Raw genomic sequence first — 25,046 nt, 5'->3', positions numbered from 1 at the left:
TCCCGATAAAAAATCGCCAGTCATCAGGAGGGACATCAACATGCATCGCCTTGTGAAGTCGCTGTGCCTCGGATTCATCTGCGCCGGCCTGCTCGCGGCCTGCAACGACGACAACGTCGAATCGAACAGCCCGCCGTCGAACCACGCCGCGCTGTCGTTCCGCATGGACGCCGGCGGCCAGATCAACGCGTTCTACCGGCAGGACAAGGTCGCCGCGCACCTGCTGGTGCGCTCGTCGACGAAACCGCGCCTGCTCGTGGTCTTCCCCGCCGGCAACAGCGGCACGGGGCTGTGGTTCGACGACACCGCGCAGCCGGTGAACTGGAGCCTCGACACGCCGCCGTCCGCGCTGTCGGCACCCGACGCGCACGGCCGCCCGCTGTACGGCATCGGCGCCGACGTGTCGGTGGACACCGGCACGCTGACGATCCGCCAGGGCGTGCTCAGCAACGTGCGCTTCCTGCGCGACTTCAACGGCGGCGCAACGATTCCGCAACAGATTCTCGCCGCGCCGACGGTCCAGGGCAGCGCCGCACAATGGCAACGCGACCGGATCGACGGCGCACCCGGCTATTCGCTGCGCATCACGTTGCGCGACGGCGGCAGCATCGTGCCGGCTGCGGGCGGCAAGCTCGTCCTGAGCGCACCGGCGGGCTCGCACACGCTGCGGCTGCATGTCGATGCGCTGTCGGGCGAGACGCCGTTGTCGCCGATCACGCGCGCCGACCTGCTCGCGCCATCGGTGAACCCCGACCCCGTGAGCCAGAACGTGCTCGAATTCCTGAGCTTCCACGACAAGCTGCTGGCGGGCTCGTGGCAGTACGACACCTACTTCGGCCGCGACACGCTGATCTCGGTTCGCATGCTGATGCCCGTGCTCGAACCCGCGGCGATCGAGGCCGGCCTGTCGTCGGTGCTGAGCCGGCTGTCGGCCGACGGCAAGGTCGCGCACGAGGAAGGCATCGGCGAGTTCGCACTCGTCGACAACCAGAAGAACGGGAAACCGAACGATCCGACGCCGACCTACGACTACAAGATGATCGACAGCGACTACCTGCTCGCGCCGATCGCGGCCGCGTGGCTGATCGACGATACGCGCGGCCAGGCGCGTGCGGCTGCGTATCTCGCGCAGCGCGGCAGCGACGGGCAGACCAACGGCGCCCGTCTGGTCGTCAACCTGCTGCATGTCGCGAACACCGCGCAGCCGTTCGCGCAGCAGCCGTCGGTCGCGAACCTGATCCACCTGCGGCCCGGCGAGATCGTCGGCAACTGGCGCGACAGCACCGACGGGCTCGGCGGCGGCGTCTACCCGTACGACGTGAACGCGGTGCTCGTGCCGGCCGCGTTGCGCGCGGCGAACGCGTTCCTCACGCGCGGCCTGCTCGATCCGTACCTGGATGCCGGGCAGCGCGGGACGCTCGCCAACACGGCGAACCAGGCGGCCACATGGGAAACGCAGGCGCCGCCACTGTTCCAGGTCAGCGTGCCGGCCGCGCAGGCGACCGCCGACGTGTCGGCCTATGCGCCGTCCGCCGGCGTGCCGGCCGGTGCCGCGCCTGGCGCACCGCTGGCCTTCTACGCGCTGTCGCTCGATCAGCAGGGCAACCCGATTCCGGTGATGAACTCCGATGGCGGCTTCGCGTTGCTGTTCGGCACACCACCGGACGACCAGCTCCAGCGGATCGTCGCCGACGTCACGCGGCCGTTCCCGACCGGGCTCGTGACCGATGCCGGCATGCTGATCGCGAACCCTGCGTATGCGAGCCAGGCACTGTGGCCGAAATTCACGAGTTCCGCGTATCACGGCACGGTGATCTGGTCGTGGCAGCAGGCGATGTGGGTGGCCGGGCTCGATCGCCAGCTCGCGCGCCAGGACCTGTCGGCCGCGACCCGCACGCTGCTCGCGCAGGCGCGCCAGACGATCTGGCAGGTGATCTCGAACGGGCGCGACATGCGGACGTCGGAGATGTGGACGTGGTCCTACGTGAACGGCAAGTACCAGACCGACGCGTTCGGCACGCGCAGCGCCGATGCGACCGAAGCCAACGCGGCACAGCTCTGGAGTACGACGTATCTCGCGATCCGCGATCCGCAACAGCGCGCGGGCAAGTACTGGTGGCAGGCGTCGCGGCAGATGCAGGATGCGCAGCCGGAAAACGCGGCGGCCCTGGCATCGCGCTAGCTGCGTATCGCCCGTCGGATGCCGACCGGGCATGCCGAAGCCCCGGGTACGTTACCTCGCCCGGGGCTTGGGCAGAAACCGAAACGATCGACACGCTTTCGGCACGGCCGCGTTGCCGAACGTCCCGTGTGCCGCGCCACCGCGCGTCACCGCGACACGACGCGGTTTCGCCCTTCCCGCTTCGCCTGGTACAACCGTTCGTCGACGACGCGCAGCAACGCGTCGACCGTGCTGCCGTCGACCCCGTATTGCGCGACGCCGACGCTGACCGTCACCTGCACGCGCTTGAAATCGAGCCCGAACGGCGAGCTCGCGATCGACGAGCGCACGCGCTCGGCCGTCATCCGCGCGCCTTCGAGCGGCATCTCGGGCAGCAGCGCCATGAACTCCTCGCCGCCGACCCGCGCGAGCCCGCCGGCCGGCCGGATCGCGTCGAGGCACTGACGCACGACGCCGCGCAGCACCTCGTCGCCGATCTGGTGCCCGTACGCATCGTTGATGTTCTTGAAATTGTCGAGATCGAGTGCGAGCAGGCAGAACGGCGTGCCGTCGCGCTCGGCCCGCACCATCTCGCGCTCGACCTGCGCGATGAACTGCCGGCGGTTCGACGCGCCCGTCATCGGATCGGTCGCGGCCATGTATTCGAGCTTCTGGTTCGTGCGCCGCAGTTCCTGCAGCGCGCTCTCGGTGCGCGCCATCGATTCCGACAGCCGGCTCATCAGGTCTTCCTGGCTGTAGATCGCCGAGAACGAGCGCGTCGTCTGCAGCGCCTGCACGACGCCGTAGCTGAGCAGGAAGAAGCCTCCCGCGAAAATCGCGTGCGCGAGCCACCACATGTGATTCCACGGCTTGCCGAGGATGAACGCCAGCGACGACAGCGCAAACGCCATGATCGACACGCCGTAGATCACCATCAGCGGCGAGCGGATCCGGCGCGCGAGCAGCACGGCGACGTTCAGCAGCGAGAACACGAGCGCGCCGCCTTCCATCGACAGCCGCGTGCCCGGCGCGCCCGCGACCGGCGAATACGCGATGTACGCCACGACGACGTTGACGATCACGAAGAACACGATCCACGGCAGCCACGTGCGCACGCTCGTGCGCTTGTCGAAGCGATCGGGCGGACGGGCATAGGACAGCAGGCCCGTGAGCAGCAGGATCGACATCACGAGCCGCGACGCGGGCCCGTACAGCAGGAACAGCCAGATATTGTGATGCGCCATCCCGGTGAACGCACCGTGCAGCGCGTAGATCATCGCGAAGCCGAGAAAGCCGAGTGTCAGCCAGCGCAGCAGCGGTTCGCCGGACGACCGGTAGCACACCCACGTCACGTAGGTAACGAACCCGCCCTCGAGGGTCGCGGCCGCGATCGCGATTTCATGGAACGCGTGGTTCTCGAACACCGCGTGCGGGTCGCTGAAGAACCACAGATAGGCGATCAGATAGGCGGGCAGCAACGCGAATCCGACCAGCAGGCATTTCGCGTAGAGCCTCGCGGCCGCGCTGACGACGCGCGGCGGTTCCCCGGCTGCATAGGTCGTACTCATTCGGTCCCCGGTCGGTCTGCTGCGTTGGTTCGAACCTTCGCGGCACGGATCGTGCGACGCACGATCCGGCCCATCGTGCCGAAAGGCAAATGTCAGAGCAAGTATAGGTGGGGCAAATTGTTTGACAAGTAAGGGGAAACGGCATTGCCCGGCGCATGCCTTTTGCTTCCCGATTGTTTCGAATGGCGGTTCAGTCGCGCCGATTCGCATCGCGGCCGCCTGCCTCGCCGAAGCGAAGCCGCGGCCGCCACCACCCGCCAAAGATCAGAGGATTTCGAACAGGCCGGCCGCGCCCTGCCCGCCGCCGATGCACATCGTGACGACCACGTACTTCACGCCGCGCCGCTTGCCTTCGATCAGCGCGTGGCCCGTCAGGCGCGCGCCCGATACGCCGTACGGATGGCCGACCGCGATCGCGCCGCCGTTCACGTTCAGGCGATCCTCAGGAATCCCGAGCGTGTCGCGGCAGTACAGCACCTGCACCGCGAACGCTTCGTTCAGTTCCCACAGGCCGATATCGTCGACCTTCAGCCCCGCCTGCTTCAGCAGCTTGGGCACCGCGAACACGGGGCCGATACCCATCTCGTCCGGCTCGCAGCCCGCCACCGCGAAACCGCGGAATGCGCCGAGCGGCTGCAGCCCTTCGCGCTGCGCGGCGTCGGCGCTCATGACGACGCAGGCCGACGCGCCGTCCGAGAACTGGCTGGCGTTGCCGGCGGTGATCACGCCGCCGGGCACGGCCGACCGGATCTTCGACACGCCTTCGAGCGTCGTGTCCGGGCGGATCCCTTCGTCGGCCGATACCGTCACTTCCTTCGTGAACAGACGGCCCGTGGCCTTGTCGGCGATGCCCGCGAGCACCGTGATCGGCACGATCTCGTCGCGAAAGCGTCCGGCTTCCTGCGCGGCCGCGGCACGCAGTTGCGACTGCACGCCGTACTCGTCCTGCCGCTCCTTCGAGATGCCGTAGCGCTTCGCGACGTTCTCGGCCGTCTGCAGCATGTTCCAGTAGATCTCGGGCTTGTGCTGCGCGAGCCAGCCTTCCTGGATCATGTGGTGGTTCATCTCGTTCTGCACGCACGAGATCGATTCGACGCCGCCCGCGACGTACACCTCGCCTTCGCCCGCGATGATCCGCTGCGCGGCCAGCGCGATGGTCTGCAGCCCCGACGAGCAGAAGCGGTTCACCGTCATCCCCGGCACGCTCACGGGCAGCCCCGCACGCAAGGCAATCTGCCGAGCGATGTTCGCGCCGGTCGCGCCTTCGGGGTTCGCGCACCCCATGATCACGTCCTCGACGCGCGCGGGGTCGAGCTTCGCGCGTTCGAGCGCGGCCGCGACCACGTGGCCGCCGAGCGTCGCGCCGTGCGTCATGTTGAAAGCACCGCGCCAGGATTTCGCCAGCGGCGTGCGGGCGGTCGATACGATTACGGCTTCGGTCATGCGAGTCTCCTTCGGTCCTGCTTCATGTCCTGCATCGAATGGGAATGCGCTACGCCGCCGGGCGCGCGCCCGCGGACGTCACATGCGCGACGCCCGCTGCCTGCATCTGCTGCCATGCGTGGGCGAGCGACCCGTTCAGGTCGATCGCGCGGCACGCATCGTTGATCACCGCGGCGTCGAAACCGGCCGCACGCGCGTCGAGCGCCGACCACGCGACGCAATAGTCGGTCGCGAGCCCGCAGCACCACACGCGCTTCGCGCCGAGCTCGCGCAGATAGCCCGCGAGCCCCGTGCGCGTCGTGCGATCCGCTTCGACGAACGCGGAATAGCTGTCGACCTGCGCGTCGCCGCCCTTGCGGATGACGAGCCGCGCATGCGGGATGTCGAGGTCGCGATGCAGCGCCGCGCCGTCGGTGTCCTGCACGCAGTGCACGGGCCACAGCACCTGCTCGCCGTACGGCAGCGCGAGCGTGGAGAACGGTTCGCGGCCCGGATGGTTCGCCGCGAACGACACGTGCTCGCGCGGGTGCCAGTCCTGCGTCAGCACGACCTGGTCGAAGCGCCGCGCCAGCGCGTTGATCACCGGCACGACCGCATCGCCGTCGGGCACCGCGAGCGCGCCGCCCGGCATGAAGTCGTATTGCACGTCGATCACGAGCAGTACGTCGTCGGTGTGTCTCATTGCGTTTCTCCGGGTGTTCGTCGCGCCGCGATCCGGCGCGTCAGCCGTTGAACCCGCGGCCGGCCTTCGCGAGCTCGGCGATCGACGGCGCGAGCTGCCATGCGTCGCCGTTCGGCGCGGCCGCGTAGCGGCGAATCGCGCGCTCGACGTTGTAGAGGCCGACCACGTCCGCGTACAGCATCGGGCCGCCCCGCCACAGCGGGAAGCCATAGCCGGTCAGGTAGACCATGTCGATGTCGGACGCCTTCGACGCGATCTTCTCCTCGAGGATCTTCGCGCCTTCGTTCACCAGCGCGAACACGAGCCGCTCGACGATCTCGTCGTCGCCGATCTTGCGCCGCTCGACGCCGCGCTCCTTCGAATACGCCACGACCATCTCGTCGACGAGCGACGACGGCTTTGCCTTGCGCTCGCCCGGCACGTAGTCGTACCAGCCGGCGCCCGTCTTCTGGCCGAAGCGGCCCTGCTCGCACAGGCGGTCGGCGATCTTCGAGTACTGCAGGCCGGGCTGCTCGACATAGCGGCGCTTGCGGATCGCCCAGCCGATGTCGTTGCCGGCGAGGTCGCTCATCCGGAACGGACCCATCGCGAAACCGAATTTCTCGATCGCGCGGTCGACCTGCGCGGGCAGCGCGCCTTCCTCGAGCATGAAGAGCGCCTGGCGGATGTACTGCTCGATCATCCGGTTGCCGATGAAGCCGTCGCACACGCCCGACACGACCGCCGTCTTGCGGATCTTCTTCGCCACGGCCATCACGGTGGCGAGCACGTCCTTCGCGGTCTGCGCGCCGCGCACGACCTCGAGCAGCTTCATCACGTTCGCCGGGCTGAAGAAGTGCATGCCGACGACGTCCTGCGGACGCTTCGTGAATGCCGCGATCTTGTCGACGTCGAGCGTCGACGTGTTCGACGCGAGGATCGCGCCCGCCTTCGCGACTTCGTCGAGCTTCCTGAACACCTGCTCCTTCACGCCGAGTTCCTCGAACACGGCCTCGACGATCAGGTCGGCATCCTTCAGGTCGTCGTAGGACAGCGTCGGCGTGATCAGCGCCATGCGCGCGTCGAGCTTCTCCTGCGTGAGCTTGCCCTTCTTCACCTGCGCGTCGTAGTTCTTGCGGATCGTCGCGACGCCGCGCTCGAGCGCTTCCTGTTTCGTTTCGAGCAGCGTGACGGGCAGCCCTGCGTTCACGAAATTCATCGCGATGCCGCCGCCCATCGTGCCTGCGCCGATCACGCCGACACGGCGAATCTCGCGCAGCGGCGTATCGGACGGCACGTCGGGAATCTTGCTCGCCGCGCGCTCACCGAAGAACGCATGCCGCAGCGCACGGCTTTCCGGTGTCATCATCAGCGCGACGAAACCCTCGCGCTCGGCGATGCTGCCCTTGTCGAAGCCGTGCAGCACGCCGGCCTCGATCGCGTCGATGCACTTGTGCGGCGCGGGGAAATTCGGTGCGGCGGCCCGGGCCGAGTTGCGCGCGAACTGGATGAAGCCCGCGGCGTTCGCGTGGACGATCTTGCGATCGCGCACGCGCGGATGCGGCCCCTTCTGCGCACCGGCCTTGCGCGCGAACGCGACAGCCGCGTCGAGCAGGTCGCCGTCGGCCATCTCGTCGAACAGCCCGCTCTTCGCGAGTTGCTCCGACGGCACGGGCGCGCCCGACACGATCATGTTCAGCGCGGTTTCGAGCCCCACCGCACGCGGCAGGCGCTGCGTGCCGCCCGCGCCCGGCAGCAGGCCGAGCTTCACCTCGGGCAGCGCGACCTGCGCGCCGGGTGCCGCGACACGGTAATGCGCGCCGAGCGCGAGCTCGAGGCCACCGCCCATCACGACGCTGTGCAGCGCCGCGACGACGGGCTTCGCGCTCGCCTCCACCGCGCGGATCACGGTGTGCAGCGTCGGCTCCTGCAGCGCCTTCGGCGTATTGAATTCGGTGATGTCGGCGCCGCCCGAAAATGCGCGTCCTGCGCCGGTCAGCACGATGGCCGTGACCGACGGGTCCTGCGCGGCGCGATCGAGCGCGTCCATGACGCCCTGACGGGTCGACAGGCCGAGCCCGTTGACGGGCGGATTGTTGAGCGTAAGGACGGCCACGCCGTCGCGAGTCGAGTAATCCACTGCCATCTGCCTGCCTCCATGCATCGCGCGCCGGGGTGGCTGCGCTTCATTGTGCGCGGTCGAACAGCCGCATGTCCGGTTGAACGCAGGCAGCATACAACGAAAAAGCACGGTCGTTCAATTTGAATTTTGCTGCCGATCCGGGGACGGATCGGGCGACCGTTTCGCGAGCCGCTTGCGGCCCGGGCGCAGACGTTACGGCTCGCGTTACGACTCGCCGACCGCCGTCGGCAACACGTAATCGCGGAATGTCTCGCGCAGCTTCAGCTTCTGCAGCTTGCCGGTCGCGGTGTGCGGCAGCGAGTCGACGAACACGACGTCGTCGGGAATCCACCATTTCGCGACCTTGCCTTCGTAGAACGCGAGCAGCGCGTCACGGTTCAGGTTCGCCCCTTCGCGCGGCACCACGACGAGCAGCGGACGCTCGGTCCATTTCGGGTGCGCACAGGCGATGCAGGCGGCCTCCGCCACGCCCGGGTGCGCAATCGCAACGTTCTCGATGTCGATCGAGCTGATCCACTCGCCGCCCGACTTGATCACGTCCTTGCTGCGGTCGGTGATCTGCAGGAAGCCGTCGGGGTCGATCGTCGCGACGTCGCCGGTCGGAAACCAGCCGTCCGACAGCGGCGACGTATCGCCGCGAAAGTAGTGGTCGATCACCCAGGGGCCGCGCACCTGCAGCTCGCCGAACGCGACGCCGTCCCAGGGCAGCTCGTGGCCGTCCTCGCCGACGATGCGCATGTCGACGCCGCAGATCACGCGCCCCTGCTTCTCGAGCAGCTTGCGCTGCGCGTCGAGCGGCCGCTGCGACTGCGCCCAGTTGAGCTTCGCGAGCGTGCCGAGCGGCGACAGTTCGGTCATCCCCCAGGCATGGATCACGCGCACGCCGTATTCGTCCTCGAAGGTGCGCAGCATCGCGGGCGGGCACGCGGAGCCGCCAATCACCGTGCGGTTCAGCGTCGAGAAGCGCACACCGGCCTCGCGCATGTAGTTGAGCAGGCCGAGCCACACGGTCGGCACGCCCGCGGAGAACGTCACGCGCTCGGCTTCCATCAGCTCGTACAGCGATTTCCCGTCGAGATCCTTGCCGGGCAGCACGAGCTTGCCGCCCGTGAGCGGCACCGCGTACGGCAGCCCCCACGCGTTGACGTGGAACATCGGCACGACGGGCAGCACCGCGTCCATCGCGGACAGGTTCATCGCGTCCGGCAACGCGGCGCCGTACGCGTGCAGCACGGTCGAGCGGTGCGAATACAGCACGCCCTTCGGGTTGCCGGTCGTGCCCGACGTGTAGCAGAGCCCCGACGCCTGCTGCTCGTCGAGGCGCGGCCAGTCGTAGCGGCCGTCCTCCGCTTCGACAAGCGTTTCGTGGCACAGGAACGGCGTCGTGCCGGACGGCAGATGCGCGGCGTCCGTCATCGCGACCCAGCCCTTCACGTGCGGGCACTGCGGCGCGATCGCATCGACGAGCGGGGCGAAATTGAGGTCGAAGAAGACGTAGCGGTCTTCCGCGTGATTGACGATGTACGCGATCTGCTCGGGGAACAGGCGCGGGTTGATCGTGTGGCACACGGCACCCATGCCGCCGATCCCGTAATACGCTTCCAGATGCCGGTAGCCGTTCCACGCCAGCGTGCCGACGCGATCGCCGGTTTCGACGCCGAGCCGCGCGAGCGCCTGCGCCAGTTGCTTCGCGCGGCGTTCGCAATCGCGGTACGTGTAGCGATGCAGATCGCCTTCCACGCGCCTCGATACGATCTCCGTGTCGCCGGCATGTCGCGCGGCATGAGAAATCAGCGAGGACACCAGCAACGGCATGTCCATCATCTGGCCCAGCAACGGCTTACCCATCGTCTTGTTCTCCGTGAGGATGCGAATCGGTGACCAGCCTCTGCGGCGCGCCCGTCAGCGGCCCCGGACGGGCGTCGCGCAGGGCGCGCGGGCCGCCATGCGGGCGGCGCGGCGCCGCCTTACAATATCGGCTTACCCAGAGGCGCTCAACATGTCGTTTTCCCGAAGCGCAGCCGATACGGCTGACACCCTCCCCGACCTCGCCGCCACGCTCGGCGCGCCCGCCGCCGGCGCGTTCGTCGCGCTCGGCGACGCGTTTCATACGCGGCTGCCGGCCGCGCCGCTTGCCGCGCCGTACGTCGTCGGCTTTTCCGGCGAAGTCGCGCACCTGCTCGACCTGCCGCCGTCGCTCGCCGCGCAGCCCGGCTTCGCCGAGCTGTTCGCCGGCAACCCGACGCGCGACTGGCCCGCGCACGCGATGCCGTACGCATCGGTGTATTCCGGCCACCAGTTCGGCGTGTGGGCGGGCCAGCTCGGCGACGGCCGCGCGCTGACGATCGGCGAGCGCACCGGCACCGACGGCCGCCGCTACGAATTGCAGCTGAAAGGCAGCGGCCGCACGCCGTATTCGCGGATGGGCGACGGCCGCGCGGTGCTGCGCTCGTCGATCCGCGAATTCCTGTGCTCGGAAGCGATGCATCACCTCGGCATCCCGACCACGCGCGCCCTGACGGTGATCGGTTCCGACCAGCCGGTGGTGCGCGAGGAAATCGAGACGTCGGCCGTCGTTACGCGCGTGTCGGAGAGCTTCGTGCGCTTCGGCCACTTCGAACACTTCTTCTCGAACGATCGCCCCGACCTGCTGCGCCAGCTCGCCGATCACGTGATCGACCGCTTCTATCCGGATTGCCGCCACGCCGACGATCCGTACCTCGCGCTGCTCGAAGCGGCGACGCTGCGCACGGCGGATCTCGTCGCGCAGTGGCAGGCCGTCGGCTTCTGCCACGGCGTGATGAACACCGACAACATGTCGATCCTCGGCGTGACGATCGACTACGGCCCGTTCGGTTTCGTCGATGCGTTCGATGCGAACCACATCTGCAACCACTCGGATACGAACGGCCGCTACGCGTTCCGGATGCAGCCGCGCATCGCGCACTGGAACTGCTACTGCCTCGCGCAGGCGCTGCTGCCGCTGATCGGGCTGCAGCACGGCATCGCCGACGACGATGCGCGCGCCGAGCGCGCGGTGGACGACGCGCAGGCCGTGCTCGCGAAGTTCCCGGAACGTTTCGGCCCCGCGCTCGAGCGCGCGATGCGCGCGAAGCTCGGCCTCGAGCTCGAGCGCGAGAACGATGCCGACCTCGCGAACAAGCTGCTCGAGACGATGCATGCGAGCCACGCGGATTTCACGCTGACGTTCCGCCGGCTCGCACAGGTCTCGAAGCACGACGCGAGCCGCGACGCACCCGTGCGCGACCTGTTCATCGACCGCGACGCGTTCGATGCGTGGGCGAACCTCTACCGCGCGCGCCTGTCCGAGGAAACGCGCGACGACGCGACACGCGCGGCCGCGATGAATCGCGCGAACCCGAAATACGTGTTGCGCAACCATCTGGCCGAAGTCGCGATCCGGCGCGCGAAGGAAAAGGATTTTTCGGAAGTCGAGCGGCTCGCGCAGATCCTGCGCCGGCCGTTCGACGAACAACCGGAGCATGAAGCGTACGCGGCGTTGCCGCCCGACTGGGCCGGGTCGCTCGAAGTGAGCTGCTCGTCCTGAAGCCCGCAACCCGCGCGTATCGACCGACCGATCAGGAGAACCCCATGTCCCACGATTCCGACGACAAGACCTTCCCGTACCAGAAGGACGACGCCGAGCTGCGCCGGCGGCTCACGCCGATGCAGTACGAAGTCACGCAGCACGCGGCAACCGAGCGTGCGTTCACCGGCGAATACACCGACACCGAAGACGCCGGCATCTACAAGTGCGTCGTCTGCAGCACGCCGCTGTTCGAATCCGGCTCCAAGTTCCACTCGGGCTGCGGCTGGCCCAGCTACTTCAAGCCGCTCAACGGCGAGGTGATCGACGAGAAGGTCGACTACTCGCACGGGATGGTGCGCGTCGAGGTCCGCTGCAACCACTGCGGCGCGCATCTCGGCCACGTCTTCGAGGACGGCCCGCGCGACAAGACCGGTTTGCGCTACTGCATCAATTCGGCTGCGTTAAACTTCGAGTCCCGACCCGAAAACGAATGAGCGGCGCCGGGCGGATCGGCGGGGCACCCCGCGCCGCCGCCCCGATCCGCTCCGGCGGTGCCTGGCGGGTCCCTACAACGGTGAAAGGCCGCGCAAGCGGCCTTTCACGCAGCTGCGAGCGCCATGAAATTCCTGTTCGATCTGTTTCCGATCATCCTGTTTTTTGCCGCCTTCAAGGTCTGGGGCATCTTTACCGCCACCGCCGTCGCGATCGTCGCGACGCTGGCCCAGGTCGCGTGGGTCGCCTTCCGGCACCGGAAGGTCGACACGATGCTGTGGGTCAGCCTGGGCGTGATCGTCGTTTTCGGTGGTGCCACCCTCGTCCTGCATGACGAGAAATTCATTCAATGGAAACCGACTGTGCTGTACTGGCTGTTTGCGATCGGGCTGCTCGCCGCGCGCTATGCGTTCGGCAACAACCTGATCGAGAAGATGATGGGCAAGCAGCTCACGCTGCCGCACCCCGTGTGGGACAAACTGAACGTCGCGTGGGCGCTGTTCTTCGCGGTGCTCGGCGTCGCGAACCTGTACGTGGTGCACAACTTCACCGAGTCGCAATGGGTGAACTTCAAGCTGTTCGGCACGACGGGCGCGATGGTCGTATTCATCATCCTGCAGAGCCTGTGGCTCACGAAATACCTGAAGGACGAGTGACATGACGGACGCCTTTCTCCACGCGTCGCCCGACGAACGCATCGCGCTGATCGAAGCGCGCCTCACCGCAGCGCTCGCCCCGCTGTCGCTCACCGTGCGCGACGACAGCGCGCAGCACGCGGGCCACGCCGGCGCGGCCGCCGGCGGCCACTTCACGGTCACGATCGTGTCGGCCGCGTTCGCGGGCAAGCCGCGCGTCGCGCGGCACCGGCTGGTGTATGATGCGCTCGCTGATGCGATGCAGCGCGGCATTCACGCGCTCGCGATCGTGGCTTACACGCCCGAAGAATTCAACGAATCTTCAATCTAGTCTCATTAGGAATTCCCGATGATCCTGAAATCCCCCCGCCTGTGGGTCGCGGCGGCTGCTTTCGCAGCGGCACCGGCATTTGCCCAGAACATCGCCGTCGTCAACGGCACGCCGATTCCGAAGTCGCGTGCGGACGCGATGGTCGCCCAGCTCGTGCAGCAAGGCCAGACCGACAGCCCGCAGCTGCAGCAGGCCGTGCGCCAGGAACTCGTGAACCGCGAAATCCTGATGCAGGAAGCAATCCGTGAAGGCATCCCGAACCGTCCGGACGTGAAGGCGCAGGTCGCCGTCGCGCAGCAGACCGTCGTGCTGCGTTCGATGATCGAGAGCTTCCTGAAGAAGAACCAGCCGACCGACGCCGAAGTGAAGGCGCGCTACGACGACCTCGTCAAGGGCGCCGGCGGCAACCGCGAATACCACCTGCACCACATCCTCGTCAGCGACGAGCAGCAGGCGAAGGACCTGATCGCGAAGATCAAGGCCGGCGCGAAGTTCGAGGATCTCGCGAAGCAGTTCTCGAAGGATCCGGGCTCGGGCAAGAACGGCGGCGATCTCGACTGGTCCGACCCGAAGGCGTACGTGCCGGAATTCGCGGCGGCCGCACAGAAGCTGCAGAAAGGCCAGATGACCGACACGCCGGTGAAGACGCAGTTCGGCTGGCACATCATCCGCGTCGACGACATCCGCGACATCGCGCCGCCGCCGCTCGATCAGGTGAAGGCACAGATCGCGCAGCAGCTCGTGCAGCAGAAGCTGCAGGCGTTCGAGGAAGGTCTGCGCCAGCAGGCAAAGATCCAGTAACGCAGGCGCTCGCCGCTCGCGCATCGAAAAGCCGCTCCCCGGAGCGGCTTTTTTGTTGCCCGCAGTGCCCGCAGGCCGGCCGCCAGCGCATCGCGATGTGCGGCGTTCCCACCAAAGAAAAGGCCGCTCCGAAGAGCGGCCTTTGCCATATGCCTGATCGGCTCGCGCCGCAGACTTACGCGGGATGGAACACGTCGTGATAGCGAACGTCGCCTGACGGCCGCGGCGCCGAGTCGTCGAGCGACAGCGCAAGGAAATACTCGGGCGGTACGCCCGGGAACACGATGTCGCCGGACGGCGCAAAGCCGAAACGCGTGTAGTACGCGGGCTCCCCGAGCAGGACGCAGCCGCGCGCACCGAGGCGGCGCAACGCGTCGAGCCCCGTGCGCACCAGCCCCGTGCCGATGCTCTGCCGCTGGCAGTCGGGCAGCACCGCGAGCGGCGCGAGCCCGTACCAGCCCTGGCTGCCGGGCGCCTCGCCGCCGATCGACACCGGCGAGAACGCGACGTGCCCGATCAGGCGGCCGTCGCGTTCCGCGACGAGCGAGACGCTCAACGCACCGTCCGCACGCAACGTGTCGACGATCCGCCGTTCGAACTGCCCGCCTTCCGGCTCGCCCGCGAACGCGGCGACGATCACACGGCCGATCGCGTCGGCCTCGCTCGCGCGCTCGTCGCGCAGCGTGACGACCTCGACCGGCGCGTTCGGATCGAACATCATCCCGATCAGCCGATCCAGCGGCGCGCGTTGCGGAACACGCGCATCCACGGGCTCGCTTCACCCCAGCTTTCCGGGTGCCAGCTCATCGCGACCGTACGATGCACGCGCTCCATGTGCGGCATCAGCACCGAGAAGCGGCCGTCGGCCGTCGTGACCGACGTGATGCCGGCCGGCGAGCCGTTCGGGTTGAACGGATAACGCTCGGTTGCTTCGCCGCGGTGGTCGACGAAGCGCATCGCGACCGCGACGCGATCGATGTCGCCCTGTTGCGAGAAGTCCGCATAACCTTCGCCGTGCGCGACCGCGACCGGAATCCGCGAGCCCTCCATCCCCGCGAAGAAGATCGACGGCGATTTCTCGACTTCGACGAACGAGAAACGCGCCTCGAACTGCTCGGACTTGTTGCGCGTGAACTTCGGCCAGGCTTCCGCACCCGGGATCATCGACGAGATGCTCGACAGCATCTGGCAGCCGTTGCAGATGCCGAGCGCGAACGTGTCGGGACGCGCGAAGAACGCCGAGAACATGTCGGCGAGATTCGCGTTGAAGCGGATCGTCTTCGCCCAGCCTTCGCCCGCGCCCAGCACGTCGCCGTACGAGAAGCCGCCGCATGCGACCGCACCCGCGAAATCGGCGAGATTCGCGCGGCCGGCCAGCAGGTCGCTCATGTGCACGTCGTGCGCATCGAAGCCCGCGCGGTCGAACGCGTAGGCCGTTTCGAGATGCGAGTTCACGCCCTGCTCGCGCAGGATCGCGACGCGCGGCCGTGCGCCCGTCGCGATGAACGGCGCCGCGATGTCGTCGGCCGGATCGAAGCTCAGCACCGGCGAAATGCCCGGGTCGGCCACGTCCAGCAGCGCGTCGTATTCGGCATCCGCGCACGCGGGGTTGTCGCGCAGGCGCGCGATGCGCCAGCTCACTTCGCTCCACGCACGATGGAGTTCGGCGCGCGGTGCGTCGAAAATCTTCTTCGCGTCGCGGTACACCTCGATCACGTCGCGATCGTTGACCGAGCCGATCACGTGCGAGCACGCCGACAGGCCGAACTCGCGCAGCGCGCCCAGCACCGCGTCGCGGTCGGTCGCGCGCACCTGCACGACGGCGCCCAGTTCCTCGGAGAACAGCGCGCGCAGCGTGCGATCCTCGCGGCGGCCGCTCGTCTGCTTCGCCCAGTCCTTCGCGTCGCCGTAGTCGGATTCGTGATTCGGGTCGAGCGTCAGCATGTCGACGTTCAGCGACACGCCCGCGTGGCCCGCGAACGCCATTTCGCACACCGTCGCCCACAGGCCGCCGTCCGAGCGGTCGTGGTACGCGAGCAGCTTGTCTTGCGCATTGAGCGACTGGATCGCGTTGAAGAAACGCTTCAGGTCTTCCGCATCGTCGACGTCCGGCGTCGTGTCGCCGACCTGCTGCGTGACCTGCGCGAAGATGCTGCCGCCCATCCGGTTCTTGCCGCGGCCGAGATCGATCGCGATCAGCACGCTGTCGCCCGCATCGGCGATGCGGCGCAGCTGCGGCGTCAGGTGACGGCGCACGTCCTCGACCGGCGCGAACGCGGAGATGATCAGCGACACCGGCGACACCACTTCCTTCGCGACGCCCTGCTCGTCCCACTTCGTCTTCATCGACAGCGAATCCTTGCCGACCGGGATGCCGATCCCGAGTGCCGGGCACAGCTCCATGCCGATCGCCTTGACCGTGTCGAACAGCGCGGCGTCCTCGCCGGCCGTGCCGCACGCGGCCATCCAGTTCGCCGACAGCTTCAGCTTGTCGAGCGACGCGATCGGCGCGCTCGCGATGTTCGTGATCGCCTCGCCGACCGCCATGCGGCCCGATGCGGGCGCGTCGATCACCGCGAGCGGCGTGCGCTCGGCCATCGTCATCGCCTCGCCCTTGAAGCCCGCGTAGTCGAGCGCGGTGACCGCGCAGTCGGCCACCGGCACCTGCCACGGGCCGACCATCTGGTCGCGCACCGACGTGCCGCCGACCGAACGGTCGCCGATCGTAATCAGGAACGACTTGCTGCCGACCGTCGGGTGCTTCAGCACGTCGATCGCGACTTCCGACAGCGCGATGCCCGTCACGTCGACCGGCGCGCGTTCGGTCGTCACGCGCGTGACGTCGCGATGCATGCGCGGCGGCTTGCCGAGCAGCACTTCCATCGGCATGTCGACCGGGTATTCGTCGGCGCCCGTCGCTTCGTCGTCGACGAGCTTCAGCTGGCGTTCGTCGGTCGCGACACCGACCACCGCGAACGGGCAGCGCTCACGCGCGCAGATCGCCTCGAAACGCGGCAGGTCGGCCGGCGCGATCGCCAGCACGTAGCGCTCCTGCGCTTCGTTCGACCAGATTTCGCGCGGCGACAGGCCCGATTCCTCGAGCGCGACCTTGCGCAGCTCGAAGCGCGCGCCCTTGCCCGCGCCGTCGACGATCTCGGGGAACGCATTCGACAGGCCGCCCGCACCGACATCGTGGATGCTCAGGATCGGGTTTTCCGCGCCGAGCTGCCAGCAGCCGTTGATCACTTCCTGTGCGCGACGTTCGATTTCCGGGTTGCCGCGCTGGACCGAGTCGAAGTCGAGTTCGGCCGTGTTCGCGCCGGTCGCCATCGAGCTCGCGGCGCCGCCGCCCATCCCGATCCGCATGCCAGGGCCGCCGATCTGGATCAGCAGCGAGCCGGCCGGCACGTCGTGCTTGTGCGTATGCTGATCCGCGATGTTGCCGAGGCCGCCCGCGATCATGATCGGCTTGTGATAACCATGCACCTTCCCGCCGACGTTCTGCTCGTACACGCGGAAGTAGCCGCCGAGGTTCGGGCGGCCGAATTCGTTGTTGAACGCGGCGCCGCCGAGCGGGCCGTCGATCATGATCTGCAGCGGCGACGCGATGCGATCCGGACGGCCGTACGGGCCGTGCGCGTCGTTCGGGTTGCGCTCGCCGACGGGCTGCGCGGCGTCGCGCGCGTTTTCCCACGGCTGGCGGGCGTCCGGCAGGTCGAGGTTCGACACGGTGAAGCCCGTCAGGCCGGCCTTCGGACGCGCGCCGCGGCCCGTCGCGCCTTCGTCGCGGATCTCGCCGCCCGCGCCGGTCGCCGCACCCGGGAACGGCGAGATCGCCGTCGGGTGGTTGTGCGTCTCGACCTTCATCAGCGTGTGCGTGAGCTCGGTGTGGCGGCCGTAGCGCTCGCCCGGCTCGCCGGCCGCGCCTGCGTTGCGCGGGAACCAGCGTTCGGCTTCGGCGCCGACCATGATCGACGAGTTGTCCGAATAGGCGACGATCGTGCCCTGCGGGCTCAGCTTCTCGGTGTTGCGGATCATCGCGAACAGCGACATGTCCTGCGCTTCGCCGTCGATCGTCCACTGCGCGTTGAAGATCTTGTGGCGGCAGTGTTCGCTGTTCGCCTGCGCGAACATCATCAGTTCCACGTCGGTCGGGTTGCGTTCGAGCTTGCGGAACGCGTCGACCAGGTAGTCGATCTCGTCGTCGGCGAGCGCGAGGCCCAGCTCGACGTTCGCGCGCTCGAGCGCGCCGCGGCCGATACCCAGCACGTCGACGGTCGAGAGCGGCTTGGCCGGCAGTTCGTCGAACAGGTGCTGCGCGTCGTCGCGCGCCGCGACCACGCTTTCGGTCATCCGGTCATGCAGCGCGGCCGCGACGGCCGCGCGCGCGTCGTCCGACAGCGCCTTCTTGCCGCCGAGCAGGCCCGACTTCAGCGTGACCGTGAATTCGACGCCGCGCTCGATGCGGCGCACGTGCGTGAGGCCGCAGTGCTGGGCGATGTCGGTCGCCTTGCTCGCCCACGGCGAAACCGTGCCGAAACGCGGCAGCACGACGAAGGTCTCGGTCGTGCCCTTCTCGGCCGCCGGCTCGAACGGCGCGCCGTAGTGCATCAGCGCGTCGATGCGCGCGCTGTCGTCGGCCGACAGCGGCTCGGCCGCATTGACGAAGTGCAGGAACTGCCCGCGCACCGCGACGATGTTGGCGTCGATTTGCCTGAGCGTGTCGAGCAGACGGGTTTGACGGAAATCGGAGAGGGCCGAAGCGCCGGGAAAACACGAGAAGTGAGCCATGGGCTGGACTGACGTCGATGAGTCGCGCGAGGTGGCGACGTGGGGCGAAAGGAAGGCCGTAATTATACCCGGAAGTCGGTCGCCCAAGACCGGCCGATCGGCAACCCGCATGCACCGCATCGGTGCCGCGATATCTACCGCGCACGGCCTGCCCGCCGGGCCGCCCCGCGCGGGCGCGGCAGCCGGCGGCCGCGACACGGCGGCACGGCCCGTGCCACCCCGGCGCCGGTTCCCGCGATTTTGGCGCTATCATTCCGGGTTCACCGGGCCCGGGCCCTCAGCGAATTCTCACCGGGCAGCGCCTGCGCGCCGCCCGTCATCGAAGCAATCCATGGATGTCATCGTCATCGGCGGCGGAATCAGCGGCGTCGCCACCGCCTACCAGTTGCGCGCGGCCGGCCATCGCGTATGCGTGGTCGAACGCCACGCGACCGTCGCGCAGGGTGCGACCTACGGCGACGGCGGCGCGCTGCTGCCGAGCCCGCTCGACGTCTGGTTCGGCCCGACCTTCATGCGCCAGCGCCAGCCGCGCGACAGCGGCATCGTCTACAAGCCCGGCTTCAACGGCGGCGTACGGCGCTTCGTCAAGCAGCTCGGCAGGCTGCGCGAGCCCGACGCGTTCGCCGCGCAGTACACGCGGCTGCGGCCGCTGATCGACGCGTCGCGCGACGCGCTCGCCGACATCGAGACGCGCCTCGAGCTCGAGTTCGAGCAGAAGCCCGGCATCCTGCACGTCGTGCGCGATCCGCGCGACTGGGAAGCGATGCAGCCCGCGCTCGACCTGCTGCGCACGCTCGACCAGCCGTACCGCGTGCTCTCCGCAGACGAATGCGCGGCACTCGAGCCGTCGGTGCCGGCCGAGCCCGGTTTCGCCGGCGGCGTGCTGCTCGAGACCGAACGCACCGGGAATTGCCCGCTGTTCGCGAAACTGGTCAAGCAGACGCTCGACGAGCACGGCGTGCAGTTCCGCTTCGGCGCGGAAGTCGCCGCGATCCGCGTCGACAACGGCCGCGCCGCGGTCGAGCTCGTCCCGCCCGGCGACCGCCACGCGTCGAACGCCCGCGACGTCGACGTGATTTCCGCCGATGCGATCGTGGTCGCCGCCGGCGCCGGCAGCCTCCCGCTGCTCGACCGCCTCGGCTGGCGCCTGCCGCTGCACCCGGTGCGGGTCCATGCGCTGACCGCGCCGGTCGCCTACGAAGAACATGCGCCGCACCTGAACGTCATCGATTCGATCAAGCGCATCTCGATCACGCGCACCCACCAGCGGCTGCGCGTCGGCGGCGGCGCCGTGCTGCAGAGCCTGCCCGACACCGCGAAGCCGCTCGCCGAGCCGCTGTCCGAGGCCGCGCTCGCGTTGCTCGGCCAGGCCGTCCACGACTGGGTGCCCGGTGCCGCGAGGATCTCGGCCGCGCTGTCCTGGCAAGGCACGCAACTGCTGTCGCCGGACGGCCTGCCGGTCGTCGGTCCGACCCCGCATCCGCGTGTATTCGTCAATTTCGGGCACGGCCCGGCCGGCTGGGGGCTCGCATGCGGGTCTGCTAAAGTGGTGACCGACTACCTGGGCGGCGACGTGCAGCACTGGCGCGCCGACACGCTCGCCGCGCTAAGCGCCGGGCGCTTCACGACCTGACCGCCGCGGGCCCGTCCCCGGCGGCCGCCTTGCCAGCCGCCGCGACCCGGCGATGACCCCGCGATGACCGTTACCCTTCCGCTTCCCGATTCCGCTCCGATCGCGCTGCTGCGCGTCGCCGACCTGCGCACGGCCGAAGCCGACGCAGCCGCGGCGCTGCCGCCGCATACGCTGATGGGTCGCGCCGGCGCCGCCGCCGCGCGCTGGCTGTCCGAACGCGCGGCCGGCGACGACCGCCCCGTGTGGTTCGCGGTCGGCCCGGGCAACAACGGCGGCGACGCGCTCGTTGCCGCCGCGCACCTCCAGCAGCTCGGCGTCGCGACCCAGGCGTGGATGCCGGTGCCGGTGAAGCCCGACGACGCGCAATGGGCGCTCGGCCTCGCGCGCGCCGCCGGCGTGCCGCTGTCGTCCACGCCGCCTGCTTCGCTGGACGGCTATGCGTGGGTGGTCGACGGACTGTTCGGCATCGGTCTCGGCCGCGCGCTCGACGGTGCGTTCGCCGAGCAGGCCGCGCGCATCGCCGCGCATGCGCGCAGCGGCGGCCGCGTGCTTGCGCTGGACGTGCCGAGCGGCCTCGACAGCGATACGGGCCAGATCGTCGGCGCGGGCGTCGCCGTCGCCGCCACCCACACGCTCACGTTCATCGGCGCGAAGCCGGGCCTCTACACCGGCGAAGGCCGGGATCTCGCCGGCGCGATCGACGTCGAATCGCTCGACGTCGCGCCACCCGCCGCGCCGGCCATCGTGCTGAACGCGCCCGCGCGGTTCGCCGCCGCCCTGCCCGCGCGCGCATTCGCGTCCCACAAGGGCACGTACGGCAGCCTCGCGGTACTCGGCGGCGACACCGGCATGTGCGGCGCACCGATCCTGGCCGCGCGCGCCGCGCTGTTCGCCGGTGCCGGCAAGGTGCATGTCGGCTTCCTCGGCACCGGCGCACCGCCGTACGATCCGCCGTTCCCCGAACTGATGCTGCACGCGGCCGACACCCTCGACCTCGGCGCGATGACCGCCATCGCCGCAGGCTGCGGGCTGGGCACGCGCGAGGCCGCGGCGACGCTCGTGCGCGACGTGCTTGCCCGCGACGTCGCGACGCTGCTCGATGCCGACGCGCTGAACCTCGTCGCGACGCATGCGGATCTCGCGGCCGCCGTCGCCACGCGCGGCGCGCGCGGTTATCCGTGCGTGCTGACGCCGCATCCGCTCGAGGCCGCGCGGCTGCTCGGCTGCGACACGGCGGCGATTCAGCGTGACCGCCTCGCGGCCGCGCAGGCGCTCGCGTCACGTTATGCGGCCATCGTCGTGCTGAAAGGCTCGGGCACGGTGATTGCGGCGCCCGACGGCCGCATGACGATCAACCCGACCGGCAACGCAGCGCTCGCCACGGGCGGCACCGGCGACGTGCTCGGCGGCCTGATCGGCGCGCTGCTCGCGCAACGCGTCGCGCCGTACGAAGCGGCGCTGGCAGGCGTCTACCTGCACGGCCTCGCGGCCGACACGCTGACCGCGAACGGAACCGGCCCGGCCGGACTCACGGCAGGCGAACTCGCGCCGATGGTCCGCACGCTGGTCAATCGCCTTTTTTATGCGTCGCCGCGCGCCGGCACATAACGCCGCTATACTGACTGCCCCGCCGCACGGCGGGCCCTCTCGTCCGCCGGCCTTCCGATCCCGATGAGCCGGCGCGGCATTCCTCCCGATTCACGCTTCACTCGAACCGCCATGACGCTGAATTCGCTCCCCGCCTGGACTGCCCTTCAATCCCACTTCGAACAGATCCGTCACGCCCGGCTGCGCGACTGGTTCGCGCCGGAACACGACCGCGCGCCGACCCGCGCCGAACGCTTCACGATTCCGGGCGGCGGTCTCGCGGCCGATTTCTCGAAGAACCGCATCAACGACGAAACGCTGCGCCTGCTCGTCCAGCTCGCGCGCGACGCGGGTGTCGAGGCGCGCCGCGACGCGATGTTCGCGGGCGAAATCGTGAACCCGACCGAAGGCCGTGCCGCCCTGCACACCGCGCTGCGCGCGACCGATCCGCAAGCGCCGTTCCACGCGCAGGTGAGCGCCGAGCGCGCGAAGATGGCGACGTTCGCTCGCGCCGTGCGCAGCGGCACCTGGACGGGCTACACCGGCAAACGCATCCGCCACGTGATCAACATCGGCATCGGCGGCTCCGATCTCGGGCCGAAGATGGTCGTGCACGCGCTGCACCACGTCGCGACGCCCGAAATTGCCACGCACTTCGTGTCGAACGTCGACGGCGCCGATCTCGCACGCGTACTCGAACAGGTCGATCCCGAGGAAACGCTCGCGATCATCGTGTCGAAGACCTTCACGACGCTCGAGACGATGACGAACGCACGCTCGCTGCGCGACTGGTTCGTCGCGCGCGGCTGCCCCGAGGACGCGCTTGCAAAGCACTTCGTCGGCGTGTCGGCGAACCCGGCCGAAGTCGTGAAGTTCGGCATCGCCGCGGACAACGTGTTCGAAATGTGGGACTGGGTCGGCGGCCGCTATTCGCTGTGGTCGGCGGTCGGGCTGTCGATCATGATCGCGATCGGCCCCGAGCAGTTCGACGAGCTGCTGGCTGGCGCGAACGACATGGACCGTCATTTCCGCGAGGCGCCGCTCGAGCGCAACCTGCCCGTGCTGCTCGGCCTGATCGGCATCTGGTACCGGAATTTCTTCGGTTCGCAGAGCTATCTCGTCGCGCCGTATTCGGAAGCGCTGCACTACCTGCCGTCGTACCTGCAGCAGCTCGAAATGGAAAGCAACGGTAAATCCGCACGCCTGGACGGCACCTTCGTCGACTACCCGACGTCGGCCGTCACGTGGGGCGAGCCGGGCACCAACGGCCAGCATGCGTTCTTCCAGATGCTGCACCAAGGGCCGACGATCGTCCCGATCGACTTCATCGCGGTGCTGACGCCCGAGCATCCGCTCGCGAGCCACCACCCGAAGCTGCTCGCGAACTGCTTCGCGCAGAGCGAGGCACTGATGCTCGGCCGCACGCTGGAGGAAGCACGCAAGGTCGCGGGGCCGGGCAAGGAGGCGCTCGCGCCGCACCTGACGTTCCCGGGCAACCGCCCGACGACGACGCTGCTCGTCGATGCGCTGACGCCGCGCACGCTCGGCGCGCTGATCGCGCTGTACGAACACAAGGTGCTCGTGCAGGCAACGGTGTGGGACATCAATCCGTTCGACCAGTGGGGCGTCGAGCTCGGCAAGATTCTCGGCAAGGTGGTGGAAGCCGACCTGTCGGCCGAGTCGGTCGATCCGGCGAAGCACGACTCGTCGACCACCGCGCTGATCGAGCGCGCCCGCGCGGCGTTGAAGCGCTGAGGCGTTTGAGGCACTGACGCAGCGGCGTCATGCCCATGCCGGCCGCTCGGCGCACGCCGCGCGGCCGGCAAAAGCATTCAGCCGTTGCGCTGCGCCGCGCGCGGCTCGACGATGCGCCCGGCGTCGAGCGTCACCGTCGTCGCGCAGCGGCGTGCCAGTTCGGCATCGTGCGTGACGAGCACGAGCGTTGCACCGTTCGTGCGGTTCAGTTCGAACATCAGGTCGATGACCGCATGGCCCGTGGCCGCATCGAGGCTGCCGGTCGGCTCGTCGGCGAAGAGGATCGCCGGGCGCGTGACGAATGCGCGCGCAAGCGCGACGCGCTGCTGCTCGCCGCCGGACAACAGCTTCGGATAATGCGCGGTGCGTTCGCCGAGACCGACCTGCACGAGCAGCGCCCGGGCGCGATCAGCGGCATCGCGCGCACTGATGCCGCCCTGCAGTTCAAGCGGCAGCATCACGTTCTCGAGCGCCGTCAGGTGCGGCATCAACTGGAACGACTGGAATACGAACCCGACTGCGCCGTTGCGCAGCGCAGCGCGCGCGTCCTCGTCGAGCTGGTCGAGCGCGCGACCGAGCAGGCGAACCGTGCCGCTCGTCGCGCTGTCCAACCCCGCAAGCAGGCCGAGCAGCGTCGATTTACCCGACCCCGACGCGCCGACGATCGCGAGACTGCTGCCCGGCCGCACGGCGAGCGTGATGCCGTCGAGGATCGTCAGCTCGCCGGTTGCGTCGGCGACCCGCTTGCACACGTCATGGACTTCGATGATCGGATCGGTAATCTTGAACATGGACACGACATTTCGCTGGAAAAGACGCGCGGCGATCGCCGCGCTGCTGGGTACGCTGCTGGCCGCCGCCGTGCCCGCACGCGCCGCGACGACACCGGCCGCGACATCGGGCCAGCCCGTGATCGTCGTGCTCGGCGACAGCCTGTCGGCCGAGTACGGGCTGCCGCGCGACACCGGCTGGGTGGCGTTGCTGCGGCAACGGCTCACGACCGAGCGAATCGATTATAGCGTCGCGAACGCCAGCGTCAGCGGCGACACCACCAGCGGCGGCCGCGCGCGGCTGCCTGCGGTGCTGCAGCGGCTCAAGCCGTCGATCGTCGTCGTCGAGCTCGGCTCGAACGATGCGCTGCGCGGCGTGCCGCTCGCGACGACCGAACAGAACCTGCGCGACATCATCGCCGGTGCGCGGCAAGCGCGGGCCAGGGTCGTGCTGGTCGGCATGTACGTGCCGCCCAACTACGGCCCGGACTACACGCAGAAGTTCCACGCCGTCTATACGCGGCTGTCGAAGGATCTCGGCGTGCCGCTCGTGCCGTTCCTGCTGGCCGGCATCGAGAACAAGCCCGAGATGTTCCAGGCCGACCAGATGCATCCAGCGCAGCAGGCTCAGGGCATTCTGCTCGACAACGTCTGGCCGGCACTGAAACCGCTGCTCGGCAAGCCGCGCGGCTGACGCCGCCTCGCCGGAAAACAAAAAGCCCCGC

Annotated in this window: 18 protein-coding genes; 10 read left to right on the top strand and 8 right to left on the bottom strand. The window is 68.8% G+C overall.

The annotated features are described in order from the left end of the window. Positions 1-40: 40 nt before the first annotated feature. On the top strand, positions 41-2,182 hold the full coding sequence (locus E9536_RS10140; RefSeq protein ID WP_136469810.1) for a hypothetical protein: 2,142 nt from the start codon (positions 41-43) through the stop codon (positions 2,180-2,182). A 146-nt stretch (positions 2,183-2,328) separates the two neighbouring features. Here the strand turns inward: E9536_RS10140 and E9536_RS10135 are convergent, their stop codons facing one another. The 5 genes from E9536_RS10135 to E9536_RS10115 form a co-directional block, all read right to left on the bottom strand. Then, positions 2,329-3,729: a GGDEF domain-containing protein gene (locus tag E9536_RS10135; protein ID WP_027787173.1), complete on the bottom strand. Its 1,401-nt coding sequence runs from the start codon at positions 3,727-3,729 to the stop codon at positions 2,329-2,331. A gap of 264 nt (positions 3,730-3,993) precedes the next feature. Next, a complete protein-coding gene (locus tag E9536_RS10130; RefSeq protein WP_059553275.1) occupies positions 3,994-5,172 on the bottom strand; it encodes an acetyl-CoA C-acyltransferase in 1,179 nt (392 codons plus the stop codon). 49 nt (positions 5,173-5,221) lie between these two features. Further along, entirely contained in the window at positions 5,222-5,854 is a 633-nt protein-coding gene (gene pncA, locus E9536_RS10125) for a bifunctional nicotinamidase/pyrazinamidase (RefSeq protein WP_027787171.1), read from the bottom strand. Positions 5,855-5,894: 40 nt separating this feature from the next. Then, entirely contained in the window at positions 5,895-7,979 is a 2,085-nt protein-coding gene (locus tag E9536_RS10120; RefSeq protein WP_027787170.1) for a 3-hydroxyacyl-CoA dehydrogenase NAD-binding domain-containing protein, read from the bottom strand. 201 nt (positions 7,980-8,180) lie between these two features. Further along, on the bottom strand, positions 8,181-9,824 hold the full coding sequence (locus tag E9536_RS10115) for a 3-(methylthio)propionyl-CoA ligase (RefSeq protein WP_136469809.1): 1,644 nt from the start codon (positions 9,822-9,824) through the stop codon (positions 8,181-8,183). A 151-nt stretch (positions 9,825-9,975) separates the two neighbouring features. Here E9536_RS10115 and E9536_RS10105 point away from each other — a divergent pair, with 151 nt between their 5' ends. The 5 genes from E9536_RS10105 (at position 9,976) to E9536_RS10085 (ending at position 13,785) form a co-directional block, all read left to right on the top strand. Then, the gene (locus E9536_RS10105; protein ID WP_136469807.1) at positions 9,976-11,544 is read left to right on the top strand and encodes a protein adenylyltransferase SelO; all 1,569 of its coding nucleotides are present in this window, start codon (positions 9,976-9,978) and stop codon (positions 11,542-11,544) included. Positions 11,545-11,588: 44 nt separating this feature from the next. Beyond that, positions 11,589-12,020, top strand: a complete 432-nt coding sequence (gene msrB, locus E9536_RS10100; protein ID WP_021163396.1) for a peptide-methionine (R)-S-oxide reductase MsrB — start codon at positions 11,589-11,591, stop codon at positions 12,018-12,020. 123 nt (positions 12,021-12,143) lie between these two features. Next, positions 12,144-12,674 carry a septation protein A gene (locus E9536_RS10095; protein WP_011352350.1) on the top strand — a complete coding sequence of 177 codons (531 nt, stop codon included), beginning with the start codon at positions 12,144-12,146 and terminating at the stop codon, positions 12,672-12,674. A 1-nt stretch (position 12,675) separates the two neighbouring features. Further along, positions 12,676-12,984, top strand: coding sequence for a BolA family protein (locus E9536_RS10090; protein ID WP_027787167.1), 309 nt, complete (start codon positions 12,676-12,678; stop codon positions 12,982-12,984). An 18-nt stretch (positions 12,985-13,002) separates the two neighbouring features. After that, positions 13,003-13,785, top strand: coding sequence for a peptidylprolyl isomerase (locus tag E9536_RS10085; RefSeq protein WP_027787166.1), 783 nt, complete (start codon positions 13,003-13,005; stop codon positions 13,783-13,785). Positions 13,786-13,960: 175 nt separating this feature from the next. On the opposite strand, the gene E9536_RS10080 is transcribed toward E9536_RS10085, so the two are convergent. Together E9536_RS10080 and purL are read right to left on the bottom strand one after the other, a co-directional pair. Continuing rightward, complete coding sequence (locus E9536_RS10080; RefSeq protein WP_091921056.1) at positions 13,961-14,506, bottom strand: N-acetyltransferase; 546 nt, start codon at positions 14,504-14,506, stop codon at positions 13,961-13,963. Between the two features lie 5 nt (positions 14,507-14,511). Further along, positions 14,512-18,576 carry a phosphoribosylformylglycinamidine synthase gene (gene purL / locus E9536_RS10075; RefSeq protein ID WP_027787164.1) on the bottom strand — a complete coding sequence of 1,355 codons (4,065 nt, stop codon included), beginning with the start codon at positions 18,574-18,576 and terminating at the stop codon, positions 14,512-14,514. A gap of 331 nt (positions 18,577-18,907) precedes the next feature. On the opposite strand from purL, the gene E9536_RS10070 reads away from it, so the two are divergent. From E9536_RS10070 to pgi, 3 genes are all read left to right on the top strand, one after another. After that, positions 18,908-20,209, top strand: coding sequence for an FAD-dependent oxidoreductase (locus tag E9536_RS10070; protein WP_027787163.1), 1,302 nt, complete (start codon positions 18,908-18,910; stop codon positions 20,207-20,209). 63 nt (positions 20,210-20,272) lie between these two features. Beyond that, positions 20,273-21,817: an NAD(P)H-hydrate dehydratase gene (locus E9536_RS10065; protein ID WP_136469806.1), complete on the top strand. Its 1,545-nt coding sequence runs from the start codon at positions 20,273-20,275 to the stop codon at positions 21,815-21,817. A gap of 111 nt (positions 21,818-21,928) precedes the next feature. Next, positions 21,929-23,551 (top strand): glucose-6-phosphate isomerase, encoded by a 1,623-nt coding sequence (gene pgi / locus E9536_RS10060; RefSeq protein ID WP_060174325.1) that lies wholly within the window; start codon positions 21,929-21,931, stop codon positions 23,549-23,551. Positions 23,552-23,628: 77 nt separating this feature from the next. Here the strand turns inward: pgi and E9536_RS10055 are convergent, their stop codons facing one another. Continuing rightward, positions 23,629-24,342: an ABC transporter ATP-binding protein gene (locus E9536_RS10055; protein ID WP_021163968.1), complete on the bottom strand. Its 714-nt coding sequence runs from the start codon at positions 24,340-24,342 to the stop codon at positions 23,629-23,631. Between E9536_RS10055 and E9536_RS10050 the strand changes: the two genes are divergently transcribed. Then, entirely contained in the window at positions 24,341-25,015 is a 675-nt protein-coding gene (locus tag E9536_RS10050; RefSeq protein ID WP_027787160.1) for an arylesterase, read from the top strand. The genes E9536_RS10055 and E9536_RS10050 overlap by 2 nt on opposite strands. Positions 25,016-25,046 lie beyond the last annotated feature (31 nt).

This window comes from Burkholderia sp. LS-044 (genome assembly GCF_004803625.1).
Taxonomy (GTDB): Bacteria; Pseudomonadota; Gammaproteobacteria; order Burkholderiales; family Burkholderiaceae; genus Burkholderia; species Burkholderia cepacia.
The sequence above is the reverse complement of the archived record's forward strand: the minus strand, read 5'-3'. Positions and strand labels throughout refer to the sequence as shown.

Coding starts and splice junctions, on each gene's coding strand:
- pgi (WP_060174325.1), top strand. CDS start 21,929: ATGACGCTGAATTCGCTCCCCGCCTGGACTGCCCTTCAATCCCACTTC.
- purL (WP_027787164.1), bottom strand. CDS start 18,576: ATGGCTCACTTCTCGTGTTTTCCCGGCGCTTCGGCCCTCTCCGATTTC.
- E9536_RS10085 (WP_027787166.1), top strand. CDS start 13,003: ATGATCCTGAAATCCCCCCGCCTGTGGGTCGCGGCGGCTGCTTTCGCA.
- msrB (WP_021163396.1), top strand. CDS start 11,589: ATGTCCCACGATTCCGACGACAAGACCTTCCCGTACCAGAAGGACGAC.
- E9536_RS10090 (WP_027787167.1), top strand. CDS start 12,676: ATGACGGACGCCTTTCTCCACGCGTCGCCCGACGAACGCATCGCGCTG.
- pncA (WP_027787171.1), bottom strand. CDS start 5,854: ATGAGACACACCGACGACGTACTGCTCGTGATCGACGTGCAATACGAC.
- E9536_RS10140 (WP_136469810.1), top strand. CDS start 41: ATGCATCGCCTTGTGAAGTCGCTGTGCCTCGGATTCATCTGCGCCGGC.
- E9536_RS10050 (WP_027787160.1), top strand. CDS start 24,341: ATGGACACGACATTTCGCTGGAAAAGACGCGCGGCGATCGCCGCGCTG.
- E9536_RS10065 (WP_136469806.1), top strand. CDS start 20,273: ATGACCGTTACCCTTCCGCTTCCCGATTCCGCTCCGATCGCGCTGCTG.
- E9536_RS10115 (WP_136469809.1), bottom strand. CDS start 9,824: ATGGGTAAGCCGTTGCTGGGCCAGATGATGGACATGCCGTTGCTGGTG.
- E9536_RS10135 (WP_027787173.1), bottom strand. CDS start 3,729: ATGAGTACGACCTATGCAGCCGGGGAACCGCCGCGCGTCGTCAGCGCG.
- E9536_RS10120 (WP_027787170.1), bottom strand. CDS start 7,979: ATGGCAGTGGATTACTCGACTCGCGACGGCGTGGCCGTCCTTACGCTC.
- E9536_RS10055 (WP_021163968.1), bottom strand. CDS start 24,342: ATGTTCAAGATTACCGATCCGATCATCGAAGTCCATGACGTGTGCAAG.
- E9536_RS10130 (WP_059553275.1), bottom strand. CDS start 5,172: ATGACCGAAGCCGTAATCGTATCGACCGCCCGCACGCCGCTGGCGAAA.
- E9536_RS10080 (WP_091921056.1), bottom strand. CDS start 14,506: ATGATGTTCGATCCGAACGCGCCGGTCGAGGTCGTCACGCTGCGCGAC.
- E9536_RS10105 (WP_136469807.1), top strand. CDS start 9,976: ATGTCGTTTTCCCGAAGCGCAGCCGATACGGCTGACACCCTCCCCGAC.
- E9536_RS10070 (WP_027787163.1), top strand. CDS start 18,908: ATGGATGTCATCGTCATCGGCGGCGGAATCAGCGGCGTCGCCACCGCC.
- E9536_RS10095 (WP_011352350.1), top strand. CDS start 12,144: ATGAAATTCCTGTTCGATCTGTTTCCGATCATCCTGTTTTTTGCCGCC.